At 70.9% G+C, this 25,681-nt stretch carries 23 protein-coding genes and 1 tRNA gene; 13 read left to right on the top strand and 11 right to left on the bottom strand.

Translation table 11 applies throughout. The features are described 5' to 3' along the window. Window positions 1–2: 2 nt before the first annotated feature. The gene (locus ABZS37_RS14325; RefSeq protein ID WP_355168911.1) at window positions 3–2,207 is read right to left on the bottom strand and encodes a HAMP domain-containing protein; all 2,205 of its coding nucleotides are present in this window, start codon (window positions 2,205–2,207) and stop codon (window positions 3–5) included. Between the two features lie 153 nt (window positions 2,208–2,360). Further along, the gene (locus ABZS37_RS14320) at window positions 2,361–3,443 is read right to left on the bottom strand and encodes a CapA family protein (protein WP_355168909.1); all 1,083 of its coding nucleotides are present in this window, start codon (window positions 3,441–3,443) and stop codon (window positions 2,361–2,363) included. A 586-nt stretch (window positions 3,444–4,029) separates the two neighbouring features. Between ABZS37_RS14320 and ABZS37_RS14315 the strand changes: the two genes are divergently transcribed. The 10 genes from ABZS37_RS14315 (at window position 4,030) to ABZS37_RS14270 (ending at window position 13,974) form a co-directional block, all read left to right on the top strand. After that, a tRNA-Arg gene (locus tag ABZS37_RS14315) sits at window positions 4,030–4,102 on the top strand. Between the two features lie 505 nt (window positions 4,103–4,607). Beyond that, entirely contained in the window at window positions 4,608–5,360 is a 753-nt protein-coding gene (locus ABZS37_RS14310; protein WP_355168907.1) for an MBL fold metallo-hydrolase, read from the top strand. A gap of 176 nt (window positions 5,361–5,536) precedes the next feature. Continuing rightward, window positions 5,537–6,289 (top strand): ABC transporter ATP-binding protein, encoded by a 753-nt coding sequence (locus ABZS37_RS14305; RefSeq protein WP_355168905.1) that lies wholly within the window; start codon window positions 5,537–5,539, stop codon window positions 6,287–6,289. Further along, entirely contained in the window at window positions 6,289–8,823 is a 2,535-nt protein-coding gene (locus ABZS37_RS14300) for an ABC transporter permease (RefSeq protein WP_355168903.1), read from the top strand. Before ABZS37_RS14305 ends, ABZS37_RS14300 begins: the two co-directional genes overlap by 1 nt. A gap of 110 nt (window positions 8,824–8,933) precedes the next feature. Next, window positions 8,934–10,151, top strand: coding sequence for a sensor histidine kinase (locus tag ABZS37_RS14295; protein WP_355168901.1), 1,218 nt, complete (start codon window positions 8,934–8,936; stop codon window positions 10,149–10,151). Beyond that, window positions 10,151–10,795, top strand: coding sequence for a response regulator transcription factor (locus ABZS37_RS14290; protein ID WP_355168899.1), 645 nt, complete (start codon window positions 10,151–10,153; stop codon window positions 10,793–10,795). The genes ABZS37_RS14295 and ABZS37_RS14290 overlap by 1 nt, the downstream gene beginning before the upstream one ends. A gap of 70 nt (window positions 10,796–10,865) precedes the next feature. Beyond that, window positions 10,866–11,261 (top strand): hypothetical protein, encoded by a 396-nt coding sequence (locus ABZS37_RS14285; protein WP_355168897.1) that lies wholly within the window; start codon window positions 10,866–10,868, stop codon window positions 11,259–11,261. Window positions 11,262–11,327: 66 nt separating this feature from the next. Continuing rightward, on the top strand, window positions 11,328–12,164 hold the full coding sequence (locus ABZS37_RS14280; protein ID WP_355168895.1) for a CPBP family intramembrane glutamic endopeptidase: 837 nt from the start codon (window positions 11,328–11,330) through the stop codon (window positions 12,162–12,164). Next, window positions 12,164–13,318, top strand: coding sequence for a histidine kinase (locus tag ABZS37_RS14275; protein ID WP_355168893.1), 1,155 nt, complete (start codon window positions 12,164–12,166; stop codon window positions 13,316–13,318). The genes ABZS37_RS14280 and ABZS37_RS14275 overlap by 1 nt, the downstream gene beginning before the upstream one ends. After that, window positions 13,315–13,974 (top strand): response regulator transcription factor, encoded by a 660-nt coding sequence (locus ABZS37_RS14270; RefSeq protein WP_355168891.1) that lies wholly within the window; start codon window positions 13,315–13,317, stop codon window positions 13,972–13,974. The genes ABZS37_RS14275 and ABZS37_RS14270 overlap by 4 nt, the downstream gene beginning before the upstream one ends. Window positions 13,975–13,991: 17 nt before the next feature. On the opposite strand, the gene ABZS37_RS14265 is transcribed toward ABZS37_RS14270, so the two are convergent. The 4 genes from ABZS37_RS14265 to ABZS37_RS14250 form a co-directional block, all read right to left on the bottom strand. Further along, the gene (locus tag ABZS37_RS14265) at window positions 13,992–14,591 is read right to left on the bottom strand and encodes an ATP-dependent Clp protease proteolytic subunit (RefSeq protein WP_355168889.1); all 600 of its coding nucleotides are present in this window, start codon (window positions 14,589–14,591) and stop codon (window positions 13,992–13,994) included. A 135-nt stretch (window positions 14,592–14,726) separates the two neighbouring features. Continuing rightward, window positions 14,727–15,224, bottom strand: a complete 498-nt coding sequence (locus ABZS37_RS14260) for a helix-turn-helix transcriptional regulator (protein WP_355168887.1) — start codon at window positions 15,222–15,224, stop codon at window positions 14,727–14,729. A 106-nt stretch (window positions 15,225–15,330) separates the two neighbouring features. Next, a complete protein-coding gene (locus ABZS37_RS14255) occupies window positions 15,331–16,449 on the bottom strand; it encodes a hypothetical protein (RefSeq protein ID WP_355168885.1) in 1,119 nt (372 codons plus the stop codon). 11 nt (window positions 16,450–16,460) lie between these two features. Beyond that, window positions 16,461–16,970 carry a SigE family RNA polymerase sigma factor gene (locus ABZS37_RS14250; RefSeq protein WP_355168883.1) on the bottom strand — a complete coding sequence of 170 codons (510 nt, stop codon included), beginning with the start codon at window positions 16,968–16,970 and terminating at the stop codon, window positions 16,461–16,463. Window positions 16,971–17,156: 186 nt separating this feature from the next. Between ABZS37_RS14250 and ABZS37_RS14245 the strand changes: the two genes are divergently transcribed. Continuing rightward, entirely contained in the window at window positions 17,157–18,170 is a 1,014-nt protein-coding gene (locus ABZS37_RS14245) for a potassium channel family protein (RefSeq protein ID WP_355168881.1), read from the top strand. A gap of 22 nt (window positions 18,171–18,192) precedes the next feature. Here the strand turns inward: ABZS37_RS14245 and ABZS37_RS14240 are convergent, their stop codons facing one another. Then, on the bottom strand, window positions 18,193–18,672 hold the full coding sequence (locus ABZS37_RS14240) for a MarR family winged helix-turn-helix transcriptional regulator (RefSeq protein ID WP_355168879.1): 480 nt from the start codon (window positions 18,670–18,672) through the stop codon (window positions 18,193–18,195). An 82-nt stretch (window positions 18,673–18,754) separates the two neighbouring features. On the opposite strand from ABZS37_RS14240, the gene ABZS37_RS14235 reads away from it, so the two are divergent. After that, window positions 18,755–19,399: an NAD(P)H-dependent oxidoreductase gene (locus ABZS37_RS14235; RefSeq protein ID WP_355168877.1), complete on the top strand. Its 645-nt coding sequence runs from the start codon at window positions 18,755–18,757 to the stop codon at window positions 19,397–19,399. A 68-nt stretch (window positions 19,400–19,467) separates the two neighbouring features. On the opposite strand, the gene ABZS37_RS14230 is transcribed toward ABZS37_RS14235, so the two are convergent. From ABZS37_RS14230 to ABZS37_RS14220, 3 genes are all read right to left on the bottom strand, one after another. Continuing rightward, a complete protein-coding gene (locus ABZS37_RS14230) occupies window positions 19,468–20,502 on the bottom strand; it encodes a 2-oxoacid:ferredoxin oxidoreductase subunit beta (RefSeq protein WP_355168875.1) in 1,035 nt (344 codons plus the stop codon). Further along, the gene (locus tag ABZS37_RS14225; protein ID WP_355168873.1) at window positions 20,495–22,342 is read right to left on the bottom strand and encodes a 2-oxoacid:acceptor oxidoreductase subunit alpha; all 1,848 of its coding nucleotides are present in this window, start codon (window positions 22,340–22,342) and stop codon (window positions 20,495–20,497) included. The genes ABZS37_RS14230 and ABZS37_RS14225 overlap by 8 nt, the downstream gene beginning before the upstream one ends. 312 nt (window positions 22,343–22,654) lie before the next feature. Beyond that, window positions 22,655–24,133 (bottom strand): hypothetical protein, encoded by a 1,479-nt coding sequence (locus ABZS37_RS14220; RefSeq protein WP_355168871.1) that lies wholly within the window; start codon window positions 24,131–24,133, stop codon window positions 22,655–22,657. 129 nt (window positions 24,134–24,262) lie between these two features. On the opposite strand from ABZS37_RS14220, the gene ndhC reads away from it, so the two are divergent. Further along, window positions 24,263–24,640 carry an NADH-quinone oxidoreductase subunit A gene (gene ndhC / locus ABZS37_RS14215; protein WP_354995580.1) on the top strand — a complete coding sequence of 126 codons (378 nt, stop codon included), beginning with the start codon at window positions 24,263–24,265 and terminating at the stop codon, window positions 24,638–24,640. A gap of 67 nt (window positions 24,641–24,707) precedes the next feature. Here the strand turns inward: ndhC and folP are convergent, their stop codons facing one another. Next, window positions 24,708–25,577 carry a dihydropteroate synthase gene (gene folP / locus ABZS37_RS14210; RefSeq protein WP_355168869.1) on the bottom strand — a complete coding sequence of 290 codons (870 nt, stop codon included), beginning with the start codon at window positions 25,575–25,577 and terminating at the stop codon, window positions 24,708–24,710. Between the last annotated feature and the right edge of the window lie 104 nt (window positions 25,578–25,681).

Raw genomic sequence — 25,681 nt, 5'->3', positions numbered from 1 at the left:
GCTCAGCCTTTCGTCGCCCGGCTGCGAGTCCCGGCCGCGTGCCGGACGCGGGCGAGGACGCTGGTCCGGTCGGCTCCCGCGCCACGCAGCCGCAGCGCACCACCGAACCGGGCGGACCCGGTGTGCCGGACCTGCCGACAGATCTCCAGGCACATCGCGATCGCGCCGATGTCGTCGTGCCGCTGCGGTGGAACGGGCAGTTCCACCGTCCCTTCGCTCATCTGCTCGGCGAAGGAACTCAACCTCCGCAACGGCCGGACGAAGATGTAGAGCTGCCACACGTGAGTGAGGAGGGCGATGCCCACCACGGCACCGGCCACCAGCAAGGTCCAGCGTCGCTCCACCATCGTCGGCAGGCGCAACCCGGCAACGTCCTGCTCCAGCACGACCGCCCACTCAAGGTGGGCGACAGTCGTCGGCACGGTCAGACCGGAGGCGGCGACCATCGCCGGGGCGCCATCCTCGGTGGTCGACCGGCCAACCGTGCTGCCTGGCAGCACGTCGACGGCGATGCTTCGGGCCAACTCGCCCTGTAGCGGCTGAAATGCCCGGTAGCCCTCCGAATCCAAAATCGTCCGCAGCTCGGCGTCGACGACCCGGACCCGGCCATCGACCCGACGGACCAGCCCGAGCAGACGGTCAGGGTCGAACTCACCAATCACCGCATAGCCGTCAGCGCGCTGGTTGAAGGCGTACACCAGCGGCAACCGTTCGGCCGTGTCGTCGAGATGGATGCCGACCTCGCCCGGCAGTGGCGCGAAGGCCCGCAACGGCTTCCGACCCGCGCCGGCCACCATCGTCCCGTCTCGGTCGACCAGGTACAACGCCCGAAGCCGCTGCTCGGCGGCGAGTTCCCGGTCCAGTGTCCGATCCGCCTGCGCGAGATCCTTCGAGGTGACCCCCTGCGAAACCCGGGAGACGGTGGCCAGGCCATCATCGAGCAGGTGTCCCAGAGCGTTGCTGGCCTCCTCGGCCCGGCTCTCCGCATCCCGCACCAACTGCACGGGAATCGTCGGTTCGGGCGCCTGCAACGCGAGCACCGTGGCCGCCACCGGCCAGAGCATCGCGACCACCACGGCTACGGTCAGGCCCTGCAGGACGGTTGGCCGCCACCGCTGGTCCGCCGGGTACTGGTCGCCGGAGGTCAGGGCCAACGCCCGCGTGATCCGGTGCGCCTCGCGGATGCGCGTCGGCGCACGACGCCGCGTCATCGCGCCGCAGGCGTCGGCCTTGGCCTGATTCAGCAGCGCCCGGACTGGTCGGACCAGCGACATGCGCATGAGTACGAAGCTGAGCAGAGTCACGACCAGCAGGCTGAGCCCGAGCAAAACCCCCTTGGTGCCCGAGGTCCCCGCGCTCACCTCCGCGGCGAGCAGGGAGACGACCACGAGCCCGGTCTCACCCACCGGCGCGGACGACACCACCAACCTGCGGTCCGCCCACTCCTTGACCACCACCTCACGGCTCTGCGGCGAGTCGGGCCCGACCAGGCCGGCGAAGACCGTCGGCAGGTGCACGGCGTCGACCGCACTGGCTCCCTGCATCAGGCTGCTCTTGCCGTCGGGGGTGATCATGTGGATGCCGTGTCCCGCGTCGGGGTTGAGTCGCAGGTTCCGCATGGTGACCGGCTGGATCGCGAGCACCGCCCGGGTGTCGTCCAGCGCGACGGAATAGACCAGCATGGGGCCATCCGGCGTGGTGACGGCGGTCGTCTCGTCAACTACCAGCACCGGCGGCAGCAGGTCGATCGGCAGCGCCGAGCCCTTGGCGGCGAGAGGTCGCCGGGAGGCGGTCTCAACGATCACCGCGCCGGTGAAGCCGGCGCCCTCCCCGGCCAGCCGGGCCAGCAGGTCGGCGTCGCTCGCGGTGCCGCGTTCCTGCACCGTCCGGCTGAGGTCGGTCGCCCGGCCGCGGGCTTCGACCTGCATGCCCGATGCCAGCTTGGACACGACGTCACGTTGAGAGTCGACGACAGCCGGGAGTACCCCGCGCTGGGCGCTGACCGCGAACCCGAGGATCGCCATGGCAACCACGAACATCGTGGTCCAGAGATAGACCAGTGAGGGCGCGCTCGTGCCGGCTGGGAAGGCCGCAGCTGGCAACTGCTGGTCGAGCGCCCGTCGTCGCCAGGCCAGCAGCTGTTCATGATCGTCTGCGGGCCCAGCCGTCGACTGCCATGGCGCGTACTGCGCCGACCTGCCTGACACGAAACGGCAACCTTCCCCGTGGAACTACTCCCTGGACCGCTGCCCATCCAGCTCGTCGGCCAGGCATGACCGCCGGCCGCCGCGAATGCTAGCAAGGCGCACCACCACGAGATCTGGGACGATTTCGCCCTTGTGTCGCCTGAAACGTGGCTGCTACTTGCGGGGTACGCCGCGTACCACCAGGCCCGCCGTGTCAGCGGCCCTGGTTAACAGGTTGCCCTCGATGCGCTCGACCGCGGCCTCGTAGATCCGACGCCGCCCGGGGGGCAGGGCTGGATCCGCCAGCGCCCGCTCAAGATCGACCAGACGGATGTCCGGGTTCAGATCAACGAAGGTGGGGATCGCCTCGATGGCTACCACCTTCCACCTTTTCGTCTCGCCGGCCGGACCGAACGTCACCCGGGTCATCGCACCGTCACGGTTGGCGTTGACCGGCTCGGCGTGCCGGGCGATCTGGTTGCCCATCCCGTAGACGATCCAGGTGTCGCCGATCCGCTCCACCGGCTGAACGACGTGTGCGTGATGCCCGAAGACGACGTTCACGTCGTCGATGGCGGCGATCTGACGGGCCCAGGTCTGCTGGTCGACGTCCGGCTCGTGCTCATACTCGGTGCCCCAGTGCAGGCTGACCACCACGATCTCCGCGCCCGCCTCCCGAGCCGCCGCCGCGTCCCGCCGGATCGCCTTCGCGTCGATCAGGTTCGCCACCCACTCCTTGCCGGCCGGCGGGCGCAGGCCGTTGAAGCTCTTGGTGAAGCTGATGTGCCCGATCTTCACGCCCTTGGCCCGATAGATCTTGACAGTGCGGGAGTCACGCTCGGTCCGGTAGCTGCCGGTGTGCCCCAGATCCGACTTGTCCAACGCGTCGAGGGTCCGCTTGACGCCGTCGTACCCCTGGTCGATGGTGTGGTTCGAGGCGGTGGAGCAACCGTCGTACCCGATGTTCTTGATGCCCTTGACCACCTCCTGCGGCACATTGAACTTCGGGAAGCCGATGTACGGGCCTCCCGGCGGTGCCAGCGGAGTCTCCAGGTGGCACAGGGCCAGATCCGCGCTGGAAACGGTCTCGCGCACGGGTGCCAGCATTGGGCCGAAGTCCAACTCGCCCCCGCCGTCGCGTCGGGCCTGGTCCCACAACTCGGGGTGTAGCAGGATGTCCCCCGCACCGAGCACGGAGACCGTGCGCCCGGCGACCTTCACCGGGGCCCCCAACGCACGGGGTGGGTCAGTCGTCACGGGCGATTCAACCGACCACGGTCCGAGGACATAGATCGCGCCCGCCCCGACCGCTAGTGCGATAACGCAACTGAGGATCGCCCGTAGCGTGCCGGAGAACCCGCCGCTCGGCTGAGAATTGCTCGCCACTGCGACAGGCTAGTACGCACCGGACAGCGTCCGCCCGGGGGTTGGCCCGCCGTCCCCCGACCGATCAGCGACGTCAGCAGCCCGAACGGCCGTCGACGTCGCCATGGCCACCGCCGCCGCCCCGACCTGTCTGCCCGGCATGCCGTTGGAGTTACCCGGTCGGGATTGTCGCGGGTCATCTGCTCGATCAGTCCGGCCACGACTGGATCGACTGGTGGGCGGCCCGGCCGGCACACCATGATCTTGCGTGATGTGCGCGGTGTGCGCCAGCGGATGCCAAGCCGGGTGAACGGGCGCCAACGCGGGTCACCGCGGCCGACCGCCGGTCGCAAACCGGGGTTCGTGTGCTCCGGGTGGGCTCCTGGGCTGGGAGAACGGGGTGCGGGGAACGTGGGTGGACGTGGGCCACTCCCTGCCACCCCAGGTGAACCCCCAGGTCGCTAGACTGGGCCCTCGCGCCCCCGTAGCTCAGGGGATAGAGCATCGGTTTCCTAAACCGTGTGTCGCAGGTTCGAATCCTGCCGGGGGCACCTCGATACTCAGCAGAAACGCTATCTGAGCTGGCAATACGCACGCTGCTCGATCGTAGGTCGCGGAACAGGCGCGGAATGACCTTGGAGGCATCTGCCCAGGTCAGGCGACAAGGTCGGGGCTGACGGTGAACGCGGCCGCGCTCGCCGCGACGCGCGGGTGGCGGCACGAGTCGGCCGTGTTGCTCGGGGCCGCCGCCCGGCTGCGGGGCGCGCACGACCACACCGATGCGTAGCCGCGAGCTCACCCGCCGGGGTCAAGCTGCGCTGGGCGGGGAAGAGTTCGCCGCGGCGTACGCGAAAGGCTGGGAGCTGGACGGGAAGACGGCCGTGACCGCCGCCGACCCGGCCCGGCACCCCGGGAACTCAGAGCGAACGGATGACGACGTCGGCGAGGTCGGCTTCGAAGAAAGCCTTCGCGTCCAGGAGTTCGGCAGCGGAAGAAGCTGCGCGAGCATGTCGACATTGCCGCGGAGAAGGCTTGGCCGGCTGAGATCCTTTACCGATGCGACAAGTCACCGTGCTGGGTAGTTGTGGTGCCTTCCCCGAGCCAGGGCGTGCCTGTAGCGGTTTCGCCCTGGACTGGGACGGCTACCGTCTGGTGCTGGACCTCGGCTACGCCACGCTGCCGCGGCTGCTCACGCACTGGCCAGACGGTGCAGTGGACGGGGTGGTCATCACCCACGAGCACCCCGATCACTGCATCGACCTGCATGGGCTGTTCCGGATGCGACTCTACGGTGGTTCTGCTGGACCACGACTGCCGTTGTTCTGCCCGCCGGGCGTGCTCGACGGGCTCGGCGGCCTGGAGCCCGACGTCGACTTGCGCGACGTCTTCGACGTGCACCTTCTGCCCGGCAGTTACCGGCTGGGGCCGTTCGATCTGACGGGACTGCTACTGCCGCACTTCGTGCCCAGCACCGGCATCCGTCTTCAGGCCGACGGGTTCGTCCTGGCCTACTCCGGGGACACTGGCCCGACGCCGCTGCTGGCTGAACTCGGCCGCGACGCCGATGTGTTCATCGTCGAGGCAACCGACCGTGCCGGCGAGGCCGGCCGGCCCGTACGCAATCTCATGACCTCCACCGAGGCCGGTCTCTGGGCTCGCCGGGCGGGTGCCCGCCGACTGATGCTCACCCACTTTTGGCCAGGCAATGACCGGGCTGTCGCAGTAGCCGCCGCGCAGATGGAGTTCGACGGTGTTGTGCTGGCGGCCGAAGAAGACCTCACCGTCGTACTCGGGACACCAGACCGCTGATGGCTATGCGGCCGTCCATGCTGGACGGCACCGGACGTTGGTGGACCGCGTTGGCCGGTCCAGGCTGCACTCGCCCAGTTCAAAGCGCGTCCCCGCCGACAGTAGGGGTTTCCCCACCACCGAGATCATGGGTCGCCGTGTGTTCCGGAAGCGCCGCCTGAACCAGGCTTTCCGCTATGCGAAACAGTGATGTGACCGCCGCTCGTGGGCCGGTCGTCGAGATGCTCGACGTGACGAAGACCTATGCCGGCGGGGGCGGTGTCCGGGCGTTGGATGGCGTGTCGGTCGCCTTCGAGGCCGGTTCGTTCTGCGCGGTGATGGGCCCGTCGGGCTCGGGGAAGTCGACGCTTCTGCACTGCGCGGCGGGCCTGGATCGGCCGGACAGCGGGCGGGTGCTCCTCGCCGGTGAGGACATCGGCGGGCTGCGTGAGCCGCGGCTCACCCAGGCACGGCGACAGCGGGTCGGGTTCGTCTTCCAGTCGTACAACCTGATGGATTCGCTGTCGGTCTGGAACAACGTCCTGCTGCCGCAGCGGCTGGCCGGCGTACGGCCGGATCGGGACTGGGCGTCGGAGTTGATGCGCCGCGTCGGACTCACCGGACGGGAGAAAGACCGGCCCGGCCAACTGTCCGGCGGTCAGCGGCAGCGGGTCGCGCTCGCCCGCGCCCTCGCCAGCCGGCCGGAGGTCATCTTCGCCGACGAACCGACCGGGGCGCTGGATCTGTCGACCGGCCGCGAGGTGCTTGGGCTGTTGCGCGAAGCGGTGGACGGCATCGGTACGACGATCGTCATGGTGACGCACGACCCGGCTGCGGCGGCGTGGGCCGACCGCGCGGTGTTCCTCGCCGACGGTCGGATCGTCTCGGAACTCGCCGACCCGACCGCCGAGAAGGTCGCGGCGCAGATGATGGCGGTGACCGTCCGATGATGCGGCTCGCTCTCGGCACCCTGCGCCAGCATCGTGGCGCCTACGCCGGCACGTTCTTCGCCGCGCTGCTGGCCGTGGCCCTGTTCGCCGGCGGCGGTCTGCTGCTCGCCTCCGTGCTCACCGCGAAGCCGCCGGCCGACCGGTTCGCGGCAGCGCCGATCGTCGTGTCGGGCGACCGCGACGTCACCCTCGAGATGGTCACCACCAAACAGAAGAAGGACAAGGTCAAGGTCAAGCGCAAGGTCAAGTCCGAGCGGCTCACGGGGGCCGGCTCGTTGCCGGCGGACCTCGTCGGCCGGCTGGGCAACCTTCCGGGCGTTGCGGTCGCGGTCGCGGACGTCGCCTTCCCGGCCCAGGCGGGTACGCCGGACGGACGTCCACTGCACGGTGCCGACGACGCTCCCGTGATCGGACACGGGTGGGCCTCCGCCCCGCTGACCCCGTACTCGCTGCGCACCGGCGAGGCACCCGGCCCGGGTCAGGTCGTCATCGACGCCGACCTTGCCAACCGTTCGGGCATCAGGGTGGGCGGACGTCTCGTCGTCACCACGAAGACCGGCGTCCGCACCATGATCGTGTCCGGTGTCGCCGCACCGCCCGGGCGGGACGGGCTGCCCGCCCAGGGCGCGCTGTTCGTCGCCGACAGCGAGGTGGCGTCGGTGTCGGGGCTGCCCGGCCCGACCGCGGTGGCCGTCCTGGCGAGCCCCGGCACCGACGCGGTCGCGCTCCGCACCGCCGTCGCTGGGGTCGCCGGGAAAGCGCCCGTACTCACCGGCGCCGACCGGGTCCGGGCCGACCTGCCGGGGGCCCTGCCGGACTACATCGGTCCCATCTCGATCTTCGGCTTCGTCATCGGCATCACGGCGTTCGCTGCGGTCTTCGTCCTCACCGGCACGGTCACGCTCGGCGTACGTCAGCGACTGCGTGAGCTGGCCCTGCTGCGCACCGCCGGCGCGACCCCCAATCAGCTGCGTCGCCTCCTCGGCGTGGAGAGCCTCCTGCTCGCCGGGGTCGCCGCGCTGCCGGGCGTGCCGCTGGGTGTGGTGTTCGCCCACGTGGTGGCAGCCCGGTTCCGGGAGTTGGGCGCGGTGCCGGCCCAGTTCGTCGTACAGACCAACGTGATCGTGCTCATCGCCGCCACGGCGGCGGGGATGCTCGTCACCTTCCTCGGTGCCCGGGTCGCCGGCCGCCGGGCGGTGCGGATCGCACCGACGCAGGCACTCGCCGAGACCGCGAACGCACCGACCGGTGGTCTCGTCCTGCGGAGCGCCTCGGCGGTGGTGACCACGGCCGGTGCAATCGCCCTGCTCGTCTTCGTTCCGCTCGACGGACCGCTCGGAATGGGCATGAGCTTCGTGTCGTCCGCCCTGTTGCTGTGCACCGTCGCGGCCCTGGGCCCGTTGCTGGCCCGGGTGCTGACGACGCCCGTGTCCCGTCTCGTCGGCGTCGGCGCGATCGGCTGGCTGGCCGGCCTGGTCACCCGGGCCGAGCGGCGACGGGTCGCTGCGGTCGCGGTTCCGCTGGTGCTCATGTTCGCGATCAATGCCACCATGCTGCTCAACAGCGCCCTGCTGGACGAACTCACCGGGCGGGAGCAGGCGGACCGGACCGCGCCCGCGACGGCGCAGGTGACCGCACCGGGAGGGCTGCCGCTCAGTACCGTCGAAGAGCTCCTTGCCCTCGACGGGGTGACCGGCGCGGCGGCGACGTTGCCGACGCGGGCGATCGTCGAGCAGGGTGGCAAGCCCGAGGACTATGCGACGCAGGGTCTGCTGATCGCCGGCGCTGAGGCCGCGCTCGACCTCGATCTACGCGCCGGGACGCTGCCGGGCACGGGCACCTTCGCCGCCAGCGAGTACGTGACCGACCAGTACGGCTGGCGGGTGGGTGACGACGTGCGGGTCTGGCTCGCCGACGGCCACCAGGTCCAACTGCGCCTCGCCGGGGTGTACGCCCGAGCCCGGGGCTTCGGTGACCTGGCACTCCCCGCGGACCTGGTGGCGGCACACGACCCGCGCGGCCTGGTCAGCACGGTCGGGCTGCGCTACCGCGGCGACGTACCGGACCGGATCGCCGCCTCGTGGCCCGGCTTGCGGGTGACCCCCACGCTCGGTGCGGCACCCGCCGGGGACGGTCAGAACCAGCAGGGCGCCTGGGAACTCATGGTGGTCATCTCCCTTGGCTTCACGGCGATCGCGGTCATCAACACCTTCGCCATCGCCACCACCGCCCGCCGCCGTGAGTTCGCCGACCTGCGGCTGGCCGGGGCGACGACCGGGCAGCTGCACCGGCTCGTCGGACGCGAGGCGATGATCACGGTCATCGTCGGGCTGACGCTGGGTGTCCTGGTCACCGCAATCGTGGTCGGCGCTTTCAGTACCGCGCAGGACGGCACATTGCGGGTGTTCGTCGACGCTGGCACGTACGCGGGGATGCTCGGCGGTGTCGCGGCGCTGGGGCTGGTCGCGGGTGCCGTACCGGCCCGGGTCCTGCTGCGGCGGCGCAGCCTGCCGGCCCTGAGCGACGGACACTGACGGTGCGCACAGTCGGATCACCGCTCGGACCCGCCCTCCGGATCGTCGGGGGCCGGGTCCGGCCGGCGGTCACGGACCTGTGCCGGCGTGCCGCCGGTAGGATCGCCGCGATGATCCGCACAACGGCGTCGGCGCTGGCGTACCTGGTCAGCAGCATCGTTGCCGGCTTTGTCGGTCTCGCCTGGAGCCTGGCGGCCAGCCTCGGCGTCGGCCTGCTGTCGATCACGCACCTTGGTGGCCCGGTGTTCCTCGGCGCCGCCTGGGTGACCCGGCGCCTCGCGGACCTGGAGCGGCACCGAGCCCGTTGGGTGCTCGGCACCGCGATCGTCGCGCCGTATCTGCCGACCGAGGGCGGCACCATCCGGCAGCGGGTCAGCGCGGTCGCCGTGCAACCGGCGACCTGGCGTGACCTGGCCTGGCTGGTCGCGCTGTTTCCGCTGGGCCTGGCCGGTGGGATCGTCGCCATCGTGGTCACCGCCGTCGATCTCGCCGCCGTGGTGGCACCGGCGTGGGCGTGGGCGGTGCCGAACCCGCACGCACCGTTCCCGATGCGTCCGCTCATGACGACGGTGCCGGGCCGGTTCGGCCTGACCGTCCTCGGCGTACTGCTGTTGCCGCTCATCGCACGGTTCCTGCGGACCGTCGCACTGGCCCAGGCCCGTACGGCCCGCGCCCTCCTGGGACCCGGCACGCACCGGCACCTGGTCGAGGAAGCTGCCCGCCTCGCACAGACCCGCCGTCGGGTCGTCGATGCCCAGGCGGCGGAGCTGCGTCGGATCGAGCGGGACCTGCATGACGGTGCCCAGGCCCGGATCGTGGCCGCCGGCATGACGCTGGCACTGGCCGCCCGCAAGCTGCGGATGGGTGCGGCCGCCGCAACCGACGTCGACCTCGCCCGCCGGCAGCTCGACGACGCCCTCACCGAGCTGCGCCGGCTGGTACGCGGCATCCATCCGCCGATCCTCACCGACCGAGGGCTGCACGCCGCTGTCGCCGCCCTGGCTGGCGACAGCCCACTCGCCGTCGAGATTCGGGGCGACCCAGACGACCGTTACCCGCCAGCGGTCGAGTCGGCGGCCTACTTCGTCATCGCCGAAGGGCTCGCCAATGCGGGCAAACACGCCGACGCCCGGACCTGCGTCGTCACCCTCGCCCGAACCGCCGGCACGGTCACTGTCACGCTCACCGACGACGGACAGGGCGGCGCCGACCCGTCCGGCTCCGGGATCGACGGTCTGCGCCGTCGCGTCGAGGCACTCGACGGCCGGCTCACCATCACCAGTCCACCCGGCGGTCCCACCGTCCTGTCCGCGGAACTGCCCCACTGATGCGCATCGTGATCGCCGAGGACCTGCTGCTGCTCCGGGATGGCATGGTGCGGCTGCTGACCGACACGGGTCACACCGTCGTCGCCGCCGTCGACACCGCACCCGCCCTGCTGGCTGCCGTCACCGAGCACCGACCAGATCTGTCCATCATCGACGTTCGACTGCCACCCGGCTTCCGCGACGAAGGGCTTCGCGCCGCTCTGACGCTGCGGGCCACGGACCCGGACACCAAGGTGCTCATCGTCTCCCAGTACGTCGAACGGGCCTACGCCGTGGAACTGCTCGCCGACGGCCGGGGCGGTGTCGGCTACCTCCTGAAGGACCGCGTGACCGCCCTCGATGATTTCCTTGACGCGGTGGAGCGGGTCGCCAACGGTGGCACCGCCCTGGACCCGGAGGTGGTACGGCAACTGTTCACCCGCAACAGCCGTAACCACGGCGTCGACGGGCTCACCGCACGGGAACGGGAGGTGCTCGGCCTCATGGCCCAGGGCCTGTCGAACGCGGCCATCTGCGCGGCGCTCGTCCTGGCGCCGGTGTCGGTGGAGAAGCACATCACCAACATCTTCGCCAAGCTCGATCTGCCCCCGGCCGAGGATGCCAACCGGCGCGTCCGTGCGGTCCTCGCCTACCTCAACCACTAGCTGCTCCCACAGCAGACGACGGCTGTCCACGTGTCGATACCGCTGGTGTGCTGCCGCTACCGTGATGCCCGTGACGACCTACGAGGCGGGCGCGACGGCCGTGGACATCCTGCTCGCCGGCGCCGCTGTCGCCCTGGTCGGGTGTGCTGCCTGGTTGGTCATCCACAGCCGGCGCGTGTCAACGGTTCGGCTGTTCGGGCGGACCCTGCATCACCCCCGGCTGTGGGCCGCAGGGGCAGCATGCATGGGCTTCTATGTTCTGCTGGGGCTGGGAGATCTCACGGAGATCACGCCCAGCACTTGGCGCACTCCGAGCCGGTGGATCAGTGCGGTGCTGTTTCTGACCGCGTTGGCCCTGATGGCCACCCGCTCGGTCCTTGAGTCTCGCGCCAGGCGTCGGAACGTCGTGAGCTTGTCCCCCGTGCGAGCTACCCGCAAGTGTCCACCGCACGGTGACGATTCCTGACCAGCGACTCCATAGCGTTCGACGTGGCCGCTGCGCTTCAGCCGCGGTCTCGTTGAGGGAGTCATCATGCGTCTGTTGAAACAGCTCGTGGCCGTTGCGGCGGTTGCCTTCGTCGGTGGTCAGGCCATCGTCGCGGTGGAGGGGAACGCCTGGCTCACTCTGGTCATCGGTGTGTTGACGGCCGTGGTCGCGGTCCTCGTCTACCGGTGGGTGGTAGGGCGTACCGAGCGCCGAGAGGTCACAGAGCTGGCGCGAGCCGGTGCCGGTGCCCGGATCGCCCGAGGGGCGTTGATCGGGTTCGGGATGTTCGCCGCGGTGATCGTCAACATCGCCTTCGTCGCCGACTACGACGTCAACGGCCTGGGCTCGGTGTCGGGCGCGTTGGCGTTGTTCGGGTTCATGGCCGCCGCCGCGGTGACCGAGGAGTTGATCTTCCGGGGCGTCCTGTTCCGCATCATCGAGGAACGCACGGGCACCTGGATCGCACTGGTGCTCACCGGCGTCGTGTTCGGCCTGATGCACCTGCTCAACCCCGACGCCAGCGTGTGGGGCGCGATCTGCATCGCGGTCGAGGCCGGTTTCATGCTCGCCGCCTGCTACGCCGCCACCCGCAACCTCTGGGTGCCGATCGGCCTGCACTTCGGTTGGAACTTCGCCGCCGGCGGCATCTTCAGCGTCGTGGTCTCCGGCAACGGCCAGTCCGAGGGGCTGCTAAACACCACGATGTCCGGCCCGACCCTGGTCACCGGCGGCGACTTCGGCCCGGAGGGAAGCCTCTACACGGTGGCGGCGGGTGTGGTGCTGACCCTGGTGTTCATGTGGTTGGCACACCGCCGCGGTCACATCGTCCCGCGTCGCCGCCGCACGGTTGGCGTCCAGCCGGCGACGGCTACGGTTTCCTGATGATCGGCCTTCGGAAGATCCCGGACTCGTGGCGGCGGTGGGACGTCACGGTCCGGGATCTCCCGGTGGCGCTGCTGCTCGCCCTCGCGTCGGTGGTGCCCGCGTTGCAGAACCACGGCACGCAGCTTGGGGATCTGCCGGCGCGCCCCTTCGACGCGCTGACCGTCGCGGTGCTCGCCCTGGAGTGCCTACCGCTCGCTGTCCGCCGACGCTGGCCTGCCCTCTGCCTCGCGCTGGTGTCGGTCGGCTTCGTGATCGACCAGCTCCGCGGCTATCACACGGTCGCGGGCTCCGCGCTGGCCATCGCGCTGGTGAGCGCGGGGGCACACCTCGAACATCGCCGGCGTACCACCATGGTCCTGGCCTCCGCCGCGTACGTGGCGCTGGCCGTGGCTCTCGACCGGCAGGGGTCGACCGAGGGCTGGACCGGGTTCGGCACCTTCTACCTGTTGCTGGTCCTGGCCTGGGGCATCGGAGCCTGGCTGCGGCAGTCCCGGGCTGCCGAAGCCGAACGCCGCCGCCACGTAGCCCTGACCGCCCGCGCCGCCGAACGCACCCGCATCGCCAGCGAACTCCACGACATCGTGACCCACCATGTGACGGCGATGGTCGTGCAGGCCGAGGCGGCCCGCTACCTGACCGCCGCCCCCAAACGGCTCGACACGACCCTGACCGCCATCACCGACACCGGCCGTCGAGCGATCACCGACCTGCGTCACCTGCTCGACCTGCTCAACCCCGACCACAGCACCGACCCGCGTACGCCGTCCGTCGGCGAGCTCCGCGCCCTCGTCGAGCAGACCCGGCAGGCCGGACAGCCCGTGGACTTCACCGAGGAGGGCAGCCCGTCCGACACGACCGGCGGTGCCGAGGTCGCGGCCTACCGGGTGGTGCAGGAGGCGTTGACGAACGCTCTCAAGTACGCCCACGGCATGCGCACCACTGTTCACGTGCACCACGGCGAGAGGGAGACCACTGTGGAGGTCAGCACCGAAGGTTCGGGCTCGTACGCCGGGGCCCCCGGCGGGAGCGGACGCGGCCTCGCGGGGCTCCGCGAACGGGTCGGCGTGCTGGGCGGCGAGTTCAGCGCAGGACGGCGCGCGGACGGCGGGTTCGTCGTGCGGGCCCGCATCCCCACCGGGAACCCGTCGTGACGACGCCGATTCGGGTGCTGGTCTGCGACGACCAGGCATTGATCCGCACCGGCTTCGCGACGATCATCGGCGCTCAGCCCGATCTCGAGGTGGTGGGCGAGTGTGGGGACGGGCGCACCGCGGTCGACCTCGCCAGCCGGCTGCATCCGGACGTGGTCGTGATGGACGTCCGGATGCCCGTACTCGACGGCATCAAGGCGACCCGCCTGCTGGCGGGTGCCGGAGTGGCCCGACCCGTCAAGGTGCTCGTGGTGACGACGTTCAATCTCGACGAGTACGTGTACGAGGCGCTGCGCGCGGGAGCAAGCGGGTTCCTGCTCAAGGACGCCCCTCCGGCCCAACTGCTGCACGGTATCCGCACCGTCGCGACCGGTGCCGCGCTGCTGGCGCCCGAGGTGACGAGGCAACTCGTGGGACGGTACGCGGCGCGTATCCGTCCCGCCGAGGGCAAACCGGACGACGTTGGGCTGACCCCGCGCGAACTGGAGGTGTTGCGCCTCATCGCCAACGGCCTGTCCAACAGCGAGATCGCCGCGACGTTGGTGATCAGCCAGGAGACCGTCAAGACGTACGTGTCGCGCATCCTCACCAAGCTCGACCTGCGCGACCGCGTGCAGGCGGTGGTCTACGCCTACCGCGCCGGCCTGGCAACCTGAGGGTGTAGGGCTACCCGTCAGACCGCCGGTAGCTGCTCGGCTCGGGTGAGCACCTGGTCGACCAGGCCGTACTCCCGGGCCTGCTCTGCGGTGAACCAGCGGTCCCGGTCCCAGTCGCGTTGGATCTCGTCGAGCGTCCGTCCGGTGTGCTCGGCGATCAGCTCCTGCATCGTCCGCTTCACGTGCAGCATGTTCTCCGCCTGGATGGTGATGTCGGAGGCGGTGCCGCCCATCCCGCCGGACGGCTGGTGCATCATGATCCGAGAGTGCGGCAGCGCGTACCGCTTGCCGGCCGCGCCCGCGCAGAGCAGGAACTGCCCCATCGAGCCGGCGAACCCGAGCGCCAGCGTGGCCACGTCGTTGCGGACGTAGCGCATCGTGTCGTAGACCGCCATCCCCGCGCTTACCGACCCGCCCGGCGAGTTGATGTAGAGGTAGATGTCCCGGTCTGCGTCCTCGGCGGCGAGCAGCAGGATCTGCGCACAGATCTGGTTGGCCGACTCCTCGGTCACCTCGGTGCCGAGGAAGACGATCCGCTCTCGCAGCAGCCGCTCGAAGACTTGATCGCCGAAGGACGGCTGCCCGCCATCCAGCATCCGCACGCCGTACCCGATCATGTGCCGCCGCCTTCCACCGTGCCGGCGGGCGGTGGGACCGCCCGGTGGACCGGCCCCTCCAGCGTGCGTGCGACGGCGGTGATTGGCCCAGTGATTCTGCCGCCGGCAGATCCGCCGACGGCAGAACCGCGCGGCCTACACGGCGGTCAGCCGCCGCGCACCCGCCCGGGCCGCGTCGCCGCTCGCCAGGCAGGGGGTACGCGGACCGGTGCGCGAGCCATCAGCGGAGGCCAGCGCGCCGAGGCGCAGGGTTGGCTCACCAACCTTCGGCACACAGTGCAGGACCAGCCCGCCGGTGAGCGGACCCACCAGCAGGGTCGCGTTGCCGATCTCCCGTCGAGCGGCATCGACCCGCTCCAGGTGGGTCAGCGCGGCGCGTGGCGCGGCCGGGAGGCGGGGCTCGACCCGGCGCATGTCATCGCGGGCCTCCCCGAGCAGGTCGGCGAGGCTGATGCCGAGCGCCCGGCAGATCGCCGCGAGCACCTCCGAGGAGGCCTCCTTGCGGCCCCGCTCGACCTCGGACAGGTAGGGCACCGAGACATCGGCCGACTCGGCCACCTCGCGCAGCGTGCGGCCCTGACGCTGGCGGTGGCGGCGCAGCACTCCACCGATCACTCGTCGCAGTAACGACATACGGACCTCACCCTCGCGGTCGGGGAACACCCCCATCATGCCCGTCCCCGGCGTTCCCGACCGACCCATGCGGGCCCGCGCCGCTCGACGGCGCGGGCCCGAGGCCTCACGGGCGCAGGTGGGTGTGCCAGGCGGCCGGCTCGTCCACCAGCGTGATCGCCGGGAACAGCGCGCGGGTGCCGCCGGCCGGAAGCAGAGCGCTGTCGTCGATCGTCACGGTCGCCCCATCGACGTCGTAGACGGTCAGCGACTCGTTGCCGTTCTCTCCACCGAACCGCGCCGGGTGCCCGTCAAAGGTGGTGTTCGGGTTGACGTACGCCTTGTCGGTGGGATCGGTGACGTTGCGGTAGCGGGAGACGCCAACGGTCAGCGTGCGGGCCCGCTGCCACCGCGGCTCGGCGGTAGCCGGCTCCGGGGTCCAGGTCCACCCGGCGTACCAGGACCTGGGCTCATCCAGCGACTCATTCACGTCGAGCGTGATCATCCGCAGGTTGGCCGGTACGCCCGCCACGGTCGCCGGCATCGGGACGGTGTCGGTGCCGAAGCGCAGCGACCGCGCGACCTGCGCCGCCGTGCCCCGCACGTCCGGCCCGGTCCCGACCACCCGGACCTGCGCCCAACCGTCCGGGGCGTACCGCCAGCGCAGGATGGCCTCCGGTGCCTCGGCACCGGAGTAGCTGGCGAAGCTGCTGGCTCCGCCGTTCAGCTCAGGGCCGGCATCGGTGTCGCCGGCCAGGGCGGGCTCTGCGCTGTCCCGCTGTGGCGCCGACGGCTGCACGCCCTTCGGGAGAAGCGAGACCGCCACGAACTGCCGCTGGTCGTCGGTGCGGCCGTTGGACGCGCCCAGGTACACGCCAGGGCCGGAGAGGAGCAGCCCGGCCTGGTAGCTGAGATTGCGCAACCCGTTCGGCAACCAGCCGAACCGGGCGTACACCCGCTGTGGGTCAACGGTGGTGAGCGCGGCCGGTAGCCCGGTCTGGCCCTCGCCGGTCGCGGCACCGATCGGGGCGGTCTCCGGCGCTCGGTCCGGGGTCAGCAGGTCGGGGACGGTGAGCCCGCCGACGGTCAGCGCCGCTGCCAGCAGCACGGCGCCGGCTCCCTGGGTGAGGCGGCGTTGCCGCCGCGCGGTGGTCATCGCCCGGTCCACGTCCAACACGGCGGAGGGCCGCTCGGCCGATTCGATCTCGGCCAGCATCAGGTCGCCCATCTGGCGTTCGTCCAGCATCGTCGCTCCTCTCAATTGCCGGTCAGGCTGGGGATGAGCAGGGTGCGCAGGGTGGCCAGGCCCTTTGCGGTCTGGCTCTTGACGGTCCCTGTCGAGCAGCCCATGGCCTGGGCGGTCTCCTCGACGCTGAGGTCCTGGAAGTACCGCAGGACCAGCACCGCGCGTTGGCGCGGCGGCACCTGCCGCAGCGCGCCGACCAGGGTGATCCGGTCGGTCGGGTCGGTGGCGGCGGTCGACACGTCGGGCAGTGCGGCGCCGAGCCGGACCCGCGCCCAGCGCAACCTCCGCTCGTCGATCAGCCGCCGCAGCAGCATGGTGCGTACGAGCGCGTCCAGGTGGTGGGCCTGCCGCGCTCGCGCCCAGGAGCGGTACAGCTCGGTGAGCACCCGTTGCAGGATGTCGTCGCCCCGGTCCCAGTCCCCGCACATCAGGTAGGCGGTCCGTCGCCACTGGACCATCCGGGATCGGACGTACTCGGTGTATTCGTCGGCCTCGGCTCGCCGTCCGCCGCTCGTCGTCACGAGGGCCGCGCCCCCTCCGTCTGCCGGCCTGCACCGGTTCGGTGTTGTCGTCAGGTGGTCGGTTGCGGGGACGGTCTCGGTTGTCCGCTGCGCAACCCGGACCTGCGGTGCGACCCCGACGTGCGGCCCGCGGCGTACCCGCTATGTTGTGGGCGTGCAGGCGACGGTGGCGGAGCAGGTTCGACGGTGATCCATTTTCCCGCGCAGCGCCGGGGTCCGCTGAGCGCGCTGAGCATACGGCTCGCTGCCGCTCTGGGCCTGGTCTTCGCCGTGGTCGCCGCGGTCTATCTGGGCCGGGATGGCTACCGTGATGTGAACGAGGACGGCCTCACCCTGCTCGACTGCTTCTACTACGCGGTCGTGTCGCTCTCCACCACCGGCTACGGCGACATCACGCCGGCTGCGCCGTCGGCCCGGCTGGTCAACGTCCTCTTCATCACCCCGGCCCGAGTGATCTTCCTTATCATCCTGGTTGGCACCACCCTGGAAGTTCTGACCGAGCAGTACCGGACCGGCCGTCGCCTGTCGCGGTGGAGGAGAAGCGTGAAGGACCACGTCATCATCTGCGGCTACGGCACCAAGGGGCGCAGCGCGGTCTCCGCCCTGATGGAGAACGGTCTGGACCGGTCGCGGATCGTGGTGGTCGAGCGCAGCGCCGCCGCCCTGCGGCAGGCCACCTCCGCCGGGCTGGTGGCGATCGAGGGTTCGGCTACCCGGTCGTCGGTGTTGAACGAGGCGCACGTCAAGAACGCGAAGGCCGTGATCATCGCGACCGACAGCGACGACGCGTCGGTGCTTGTCGCGCTGACGGTACGGCAGCTCACCGCTGGGCAGGTCCGCATCATCGCGGCGGCACGCGAGGCGGAGAACGCCCCGCTGCTCAAGCAGAGCGGCGCGCACCACGTGATCGTCTCCTCGGCCACCGCGGGCCGGCTGCTCGGCCTGTCCACCTCGGCGCCGCCGCTGATCGACGTGGTGGAGGATCTGCTCACTCCGGGCCAGGGCATGGCGCTGGCGATGCGTTCGGCGGAGCGGGACGAGGTGGGTCGCTCGCCGCGTGAGCTGGAGTCGTTGGTGATCGCCCTGGTCCGGCGGGGCAAGGTGGTCTCCCTGGCCGACCGGGCCGGTGCGGTGATCGAGACCGGCGACATGCTGGTGCACGTGCGCGACGACCGGCCCCAGTCGGCCACGACCGCCTGACCGCCTCGCCGTTGCGGCGGCGTCAGCAGGCGGCGGCGTCCCGGCGGATCGCCTCGGTGCAGGTGACCGGTGTCGTGTTGACGGCGCGCCGGAGCAATTCGTAGAGCGTCTCCCGCTCGGCGGGCTCCAGCACCCCCAGCACCTCGTCCTCGACGCCGGCGAGGGCGCATTCCGCCTCGTTGAGGCGTTTTGCCCCGTCTTCGGTGAGGTCGACGACGTGTCGCCGCCGGTCCTCGGGTGATCGGCGCCGCTCGACCAGTTGCTCCGCTTCGAGGTCGTTGAGCAGCCCGACGATGTTGGTGCTGTCCATCGCCAGGGTGGTGGCGAGCGACTGCTGGCTGGTCCCGCCGCTGTCCCGCAACACGGTGAGCGCGACCAGGTGCCGGGGGCGCAGCCCCAGTGGCGCCAGCACCGACTCGGACCGAAGCCGCATCCGCCGGGCCAGATGGTCCAGCAGCGCTCCTGAGCGGTGCTCTGTGGGATCCAGGGGCGGGGCGGACATGTGACCCAGTCTACCGACCCGACGGAACATCGGCCTGCTATAAATAGTTGACGCCACACAGACGATCCTTGGAGGAGGAACAATGCATCTGCTGCATATCGATTCGAGCATTCAGGGTGAGTTTTCGGTCAGCCGGCGGCTCACCGCCCGCGCCACCGCCGCCTGGTGTGCGGCTCATCCGGACGGCACCGTGACCTACCGTGATCTCGAGGCCGAACCGTTGCCGCACCTGGACTCGGTGGCCGGCCTGGCCCGGATGACGCCGCCGGATCAGCACACCCCGGCGCAGCGCGCATCCTGGGAGCTCAGCAAGCGGCTGATCGACGAGGTGAAGCAGGCCGACGCGGTGCTGCTCGGGCTGCCGCTCTACAACTTCGGCGCGCCCAGCAGCGTCAAGGCGTGGGTCGACCACCTGACGGTGGCTGGCCTGGCGTACGACCCGACGACCCAGCAGGGCCTGCTCGGCGACCGCGAGTTCGTCGTGCTGGCCAGCCGGGGCGGCGGCTACGGCGAGGGCACCCCGCGCAACGGTTGGGACCACGCCGAGCCCTGGCTCCCGCACGGCCTGTCCCTGACCGGCATGCAGCCGCGCTTCATCAGCGCCGAGCTGACCCTGGCCCCCGCGGTCCCGGCGATGGCCGAGCTGATCCCGCTGCACGAGGCCAGCCTCGCGGCGGCCGAGAAGGAGATCGACAACCTCTGGTTGCCCGCGTCCGCCCAGCGCTGAGCGGCACCGGTACGACGGAGAACGGCCGCCCCCGATTCCGGGGACGGCCGTTCGTCATGCCGTACGGGTCAGAGGATCGTCCAGGTGTCGCCACTGCCCAGCAGGCCGGCGAGCTGCTGCTCGGGGGTCTCGGTGACCTTCGCCTTGGCGGCCGCGAGCTGGCTCTGCACCACACTGTCGTAGGACGGTCGGTCCACCGAGCGGAACACCCCGATCGGGGTGTTGCGCAGGTCCAGGCCGGGGAGCCGGGACAGCGCGAAGGCGTACGCCGGGTCGGGCACCGTCGCGTCGTGCACGACAATCTCCTCCGGGCGGACCGAGCTGGTCTCCCGGACCTCCAGGCCAAACGCGCCCGGCGGGTGCACCACGCAGAACTGCCCGTCCGCACCGAAGGTGATCGGCTGCCCGTGCTCCAGGCGAATCAGGTAGTCGTCCCGGGTGGCCGGGTCCTTGAGCTGGTCGAACGCCCCATCGTTGAAGATGTTGCAGTTCTGGTAGATCTCCACGAACGCCGAGCCCTGGTGCTCGGCGGCGGCCCGCAGCACCGACTGCAGGTGCTTGCGGTCGGAGTCGATGGTGCGGCCGACGAAGCTGGCCTCCGCGCCGAGGGCGAGCGAGAGCGGGTTGAACGGGGCGTCCGCCGAGCCGGCCGGAGTCGACTTGGTGATCTTCCCGACCTCGGAGGTCGGCGAATACTGCCCCTTGGTCAGCCCGTAGATCCGGTTGTTGAACAGCAGGATCTTGAGGTTGACGTTGCGCCGCAGCGCGTGGATCAGGTGGTTGCCGCCGATGGAGAGCGCGTCGCCGTCGCCGGTGACCACCCAGACCGACAGGTCCGGCCGGGACACCGACAGGCCGGTCGCGATCGCCGGGGCGCGGCCGTGGATCGAGTGCAACCCGTAGGTGTTCATGTAGTACGGGAAGCGGGACGAGCAGCCGATCCCGGAGACGAAGACCGTCCGCTCCCGGGGGATGTTGAGCTCCGGCATGAACTGCTGGATCGCCGCCAGGATGGCGTAGTCACCGCAGCCGGGGCACCAGCGCACCTCCTGGTCGGACTTGAAGTCCTTCGCGGTGAGCTTGAGAGCGACGGGCTCAGACATTCTTCAGCACCTCTTCCAGCGTCGTCTCCAGCTCGGCGGACGTGAACGGCAGGCCGCGGACCTGGTTGTAGCTGATCGCGTCGACCAGGTAGCGGGCCCGGATGACGTGGGCGAGCTGGCCCAGGTTCATCTCCGGAATGACCACCCGGTCGTACGAGCGCAGCACCTCGCCGAGGTTGGCCGGCATCGGAGCCAGGTGCCGCAGGTGCGCCTGGGCCACGGACAGGCCTCGCTGGCGCAGCCCACGACAGGCCGCACCGATCGGCCCGTACGTCGAGCCCCAGCCGAGGACCAGCACCCGGGCGTCGCCGTCCGGGTCCTCCACCTCGATGTCCGGAACCGGGATGGCCTCGATACGGGCGGCCCTCGTACGCACCATGAAGTCGTGGTTGGCCGGGTCGTAGGAGATGTCCCCGGTCTTGTCGGCCTTCTCCAGCCCGCCGATCCGGTGCTCCAGCCCCGCGGTGCCCGGGATCGCCCATGGACGGGCCAGGGTCTCCGGGTCGCGCAGGTAGGGCAGGAAGGTGGTGCCGTCCTCGCCGTTGGGCTTGGTGGCGAACTCGACGCGCAGGTCGGGCAGCGACTCGACGTCCGGCAGCAGCCATGGCTCCGAGCCGTTGGCGACGTAGTTGTCGGACAGGAGGATCACCGGGGTGCGGTAGGTCAGCGCGATCCGGGCGGCCTCCAGCGCGGCGAAGAAGCAGTCCGACGGTGACTGGGCCGCGATCACCGCGATCGGCGCCTCGCCGTGCCGGCCGTAGAGCGCCATGTTGAGGTCGGCCTGCTCGGTCTTGGTCGGCAGGCCGGTCGACGGGCCGGCGCGCTGCACGTCCACGATTACCAGCGGCAGCTCCAGCGCCACCGCGAGGGAGATCGTCTCGCTCTTGAGCGCCACGCCGGGGCCGCTGGTGGTGGTAACCCCGAGCGACCCGCCGTACGACGCGCCCAGTGCGGCGCCGACCGCGGCGATCTCGTCCTCTGCCTGCATGGTGAGCACGCCGAAACGCTTGTGCTTGCTCAGCTCGTGCAGGATGTCCGAGGCCGGCGTGATCGGGTACGCGCCGAGGAAGACCGGCAGCCCGGAGCGGACTCCGGCGGCGACCAGCCCCAGCGAGAGTGCCGCGTTGCCGGTGATGTTGCGGTAGGTGCCCGGCTTCATCTTCGCCGGCTTGACCTCGTAGCGGACCGCGAAGTCCTCGGTGGTCTCGCCGAAGTTCCAGCCGGCCTTGAAGGCGGCCACGTTCGCCGCGACCAGCTCCGGGCGGGCCGCGAACTTGCGCTCCAGGAAGCGCAGCGTCGACTCGAAGGGCCGGGAGTACATCCAGGAGAGCAGGCCGAGGGCGAACATGTTCTTCGACCGCTCCGCGTCCTTCTTGGACACCGCGTGGGTGGCGAGCGCGCCGATCGTCATCGAGGTCAGCGCCACCGGGTGCACGACGTAGCCGGCCAGCGAGTCGTCGTCGAGCGGGCTGCTCTGGTAGCCGACCTTGGCCAGGTTGCGCTTGGTGAACTCATCGGTGTTGACGATGATGTCCGCGCCGCGCGGCAGGTCGGCCAGGTTGGCCTTGAGGGCCGCCGGGTTCATCGCCACCAGCACGTTGGGCGCATCGCCCGGGGTGAGGATGTCGTAGTCGGCGAAGTGCACCTGGAAGCTCGACACGCCGGGCAGGGTGCCGGCGGGAGCCCGGATCTCGGCGGGGAAGTTTGGCAGCGTGGAGATGTCGTTGCCGAGCTGTGCCGTCTCCGACGTGAACCGGTCGCCGGTCAACTGCATGCCATCGCCGGAGTCACCGGCGAACCGGATGACCACCCGGTCGAGTTGACGGATCTGCTTGGTCACGACTGCACCTCGCTTCGCTGCGCCCGGTCACGCGGGCGGCTGAACATGATGCTGACCTCGCCTTGCCCGGCCACGGGACCTCCTTGACGCGACGTTTCACCGCACCGCTCCAGGCTGGTCCGGCCGCTGTCGTTCCTCACCTGAGAGCCTACGTCGAACGGACCCCCGACCCTCCCCGGAGGTCCGCCGACTGGGACCGGACTGGGCGAAGAAATGCCCAGGTTTGCGGTGTTACGCCCCGCCCGCCGTAATTCAGATCACCACCGGGTCGCTCCGGCGACCCCGGCCGCGCGCGGCCGGGGTCGCCGGGGATCAGTCGGCGGGGCTGGGCGCAGGCTCGGGCGCCGGGCCGGTGAGCCGGCGGCGCAACGAGGTGGTGGCCAGCAGGAGAGCCAGCACCACCAGCAGCGCGGAGACCGCTATCAGGATGACCGCGGTGCGTTGCACCGAGGTCATCCCGCCGTCGTCGGCGGCAGCACCAGCAGGGAGTACGCCCTGGGAGCCGGTCGGCGCCGGTGGTGAGACCACCGGCGTGGCCAGGGCTGCCGCCGCGGTGATCCGGAAGCTCATCTGCACCTGGCGGGTCGGGCCGCTGCGCGGGTCGAGTCGGCCGACAACGGCGCCGGACAATGGCGCTTCCCGCTGGGCCTGCGGCGTCGCCTCCACCGGCAGCCGCAGTTCGGCGGTCTCGCCCGCCGGCACCAGGCCCGCGTCGCAGCGGGTCCGGGTCGGGTCGACCGCCACGCAGCCGAGCGGCGGAGTCGGCACGGTCACCCCGGCCGGCAGGACGACCTCGACCCGGCCGGCGGCGTCCACCGTGCCGGTATTGCCCAGCCGGAGCGCGAGAGTGCTGGCCGCGCCGCTGATGTCGAAGGTCACCTCGTCGGCGTCCAGGGCGATCCCGGGCACCGGCGGACCGGGCGGGAAGAGCACCGCGAAGCCCTGGTCGTCGATCGCTTCGCCGGGCACTCCCGGCGCGTCCGCGACGACCTGGACGGAGCCGCCGAGCGGCATCTGCTTCCACGCGGTGCTGTCGACCCGCAGTCGGAGCAGAGTGCTGAACCGGACGCCGGCCTCGGCCGTCCAGGCCCCACAGCGGTACGCGCCGCCACCGGCGGCGGCGCAGCCCTTCGTCCCGGTGTCGGTCAGTCCGGCCGGCAGCGTGTACGAGAGCCGGATCCGTTGCGCGGTCGTGCCGGTGTTGCTCACCGTGACCTGCAATGTGGTGGCCGTGCTGGCCGCGTTCCAGTACGCCTCGGTGAGGGTGACGTCCTGGGTGGTGACCTGGACGCCCAGCGGGTTCGGTGGCGGCGCGGGCGCACCCGGAGCGGGCGGGCGGACCGGTGGAACCGGCGGAGCCGGCGGAACCGTCGGCACGGGAGGCAGTGAGGGCACCGACGGCACTGGCGTGGGCGCTCGGGTCGTGCCGCCCGGTGCGGGCGCGGTGCTGGTCGGCGCTGGCGGCACGACCGGGGCGGTGGTCACCGGTGCCGCCGGCGTCGTCTCCGGCGGCGGCGCGGTGGTCTCCGGTGCCGGGTCGGTCGGCACCGGATCACCCGGCTCCTCGGTCGGGGTGGGTTCCTCCGCCGGGGAGGTCTCGGGGTCTGCCCCAGGTTCGCTGACCGGGTCGGTCAGCGCCACGACCGGTTCCGTGTCCGGTTCCGCCACGCTGGCCCACGCCGGACCCGCGCCGAGCACCGCGAGCAGTCCGAGGGCGAGCACGGTCGCCAGCAGGGGCGTGGGACGCCGCCCCTCCGCCCGTTTACCGGGCGCTGCCTTGACGCGGGCCATCTGTCCTCCGGTGACATGGGTGGGTGTCCAATATTCGGTAACACTTGCCCCAGTGCACTAGTCCCATGCGGAAACAAGTCCGTAACGTGTTTGTGACGGCCCTTCCGGGCGGACGGTAGGCTCCCGACTGTGACCGGATACCTGGGCTCGTACGCGACCCTCGGGCTCCTGCTGCTCGCCAGCGTTCTGTTCTTCGTTACGGCGTTCTCGGCCAACCGAGTGTTACGCCCCGCGCATCCGGCCGATCCGCCCGGCAAGCGGGCCACCTACGAGTCTGGGATCGACCCGGTCGGCGCGGACTGGGCACAGATGCAGATCCGCTACTACGTCTACGCGTACCTGTATGTGCTGTTCGCGGTCGAGGCGGTGTTCCTCTTCCCGTGGGCGGTGGTCTTCGACCGGCCGGGCTTCGGTCTGGTGACGGTGGTGGAGATGGCGGTGTTCGTGGCGGTGCTCGCGCTCGGCATCCTCTATGCCTGGCGTAGGAACATCCTCCGCTGGACCTGAGCGTCGCGACCTCCGGCGATCGTGCCGGCCCACCCGGCCGTTCGCGGTCGGTTACGGCGACGACCGGTCAGGCCAAGCCCCGACGGGTCGCCGCGGGCGGGCGGTCGCCTCGGATCGAGGCCACCATGTCCAGCACCCGGCGGGTCGGGCCGACCTGATGGGCCCGGAACACCCGGGCGCCCAGCCAGGCTGAGACCGCCGTCGCGGCGAGCGTCCCCTCCAACCGTTCGGCCACTGGCAGGTTCAGCGTCTCACCGATGAAGTCCTTGTTGGAGAGCGCCACCAGCACCGGCCAGCCGGTCCCGGTCAGCTCGCCCAGTCGCCGGGTGATCTCCAGGGAGTGCCGGGTGTTCTTGCCGAAGTCGTGTGCGGGGTCGATGAGGATGCCGTCGGGGCGTACCCCTGCCGCCACCGCGCGCTCGGCGAGCCCGGTCACCGTCGCGACCACGTCGGCGACCACGTCGTCGAAGGCGGCCCGGTGCGGCCTGGTCCGTGGGACCAGGCCGCCGGCGTGCGAGCAGACCAGGCCCGCGCCGGTCTGCGCGGCGACCTGGGCCAGCGTCGGATCGGCGCCCGACCAGGTGTCGTTGAGCAGGTCGGCGCCGGCTGCCACGGCCTCCGTCGCCACCTCGGCACGCCAGGTGTCGATGGAGATCACCACCTCCGGAAACGCGGCCCGGACCGCGGCGATGGTGTCCACCGTGCGCCGGATCTCCTCGGCGACGCCCACGTCCACGCCGGGACCGGCCTTGACCCCGCCGATGTCGATGATGGCCGCGCCCTCGTCCACCGCCCGCTCCACCGCGCGCAGAGCGCTGTCGGCGGCGAAGGTGGCCCCCCGGTCGAAGAACGAGTCCGGTGTGCGGTTGATGATCGCCATCACCACCAGCTCGCCGGGGGCGAACGTGCGCCCACCCAGCCGAAGCGCCCCGGCCATGCCCGCCTCCTGAGAGTCCGCGCCGTCGCCGCCGCGTCGGCCGGTCCCGACGCTAGTCGGTCGTCCGACCGGAACTCCGGGCGGGCGTCGGCGCAGATCGTGAT

Source organism: Micromonospora sp. NPDC005413 (assembly GCF_040606435.1).
Lineage (GTDB): Bacteria > Actinomycetota > Actinomycetes > Mycobacteriales > Micromonosporaceae > Micromonospora.
The sequence above is the reverse complement of the archived record's forward strand: the minus strand, read 5'-3'. Positions and strand labels throughout refer to the sequence as shown.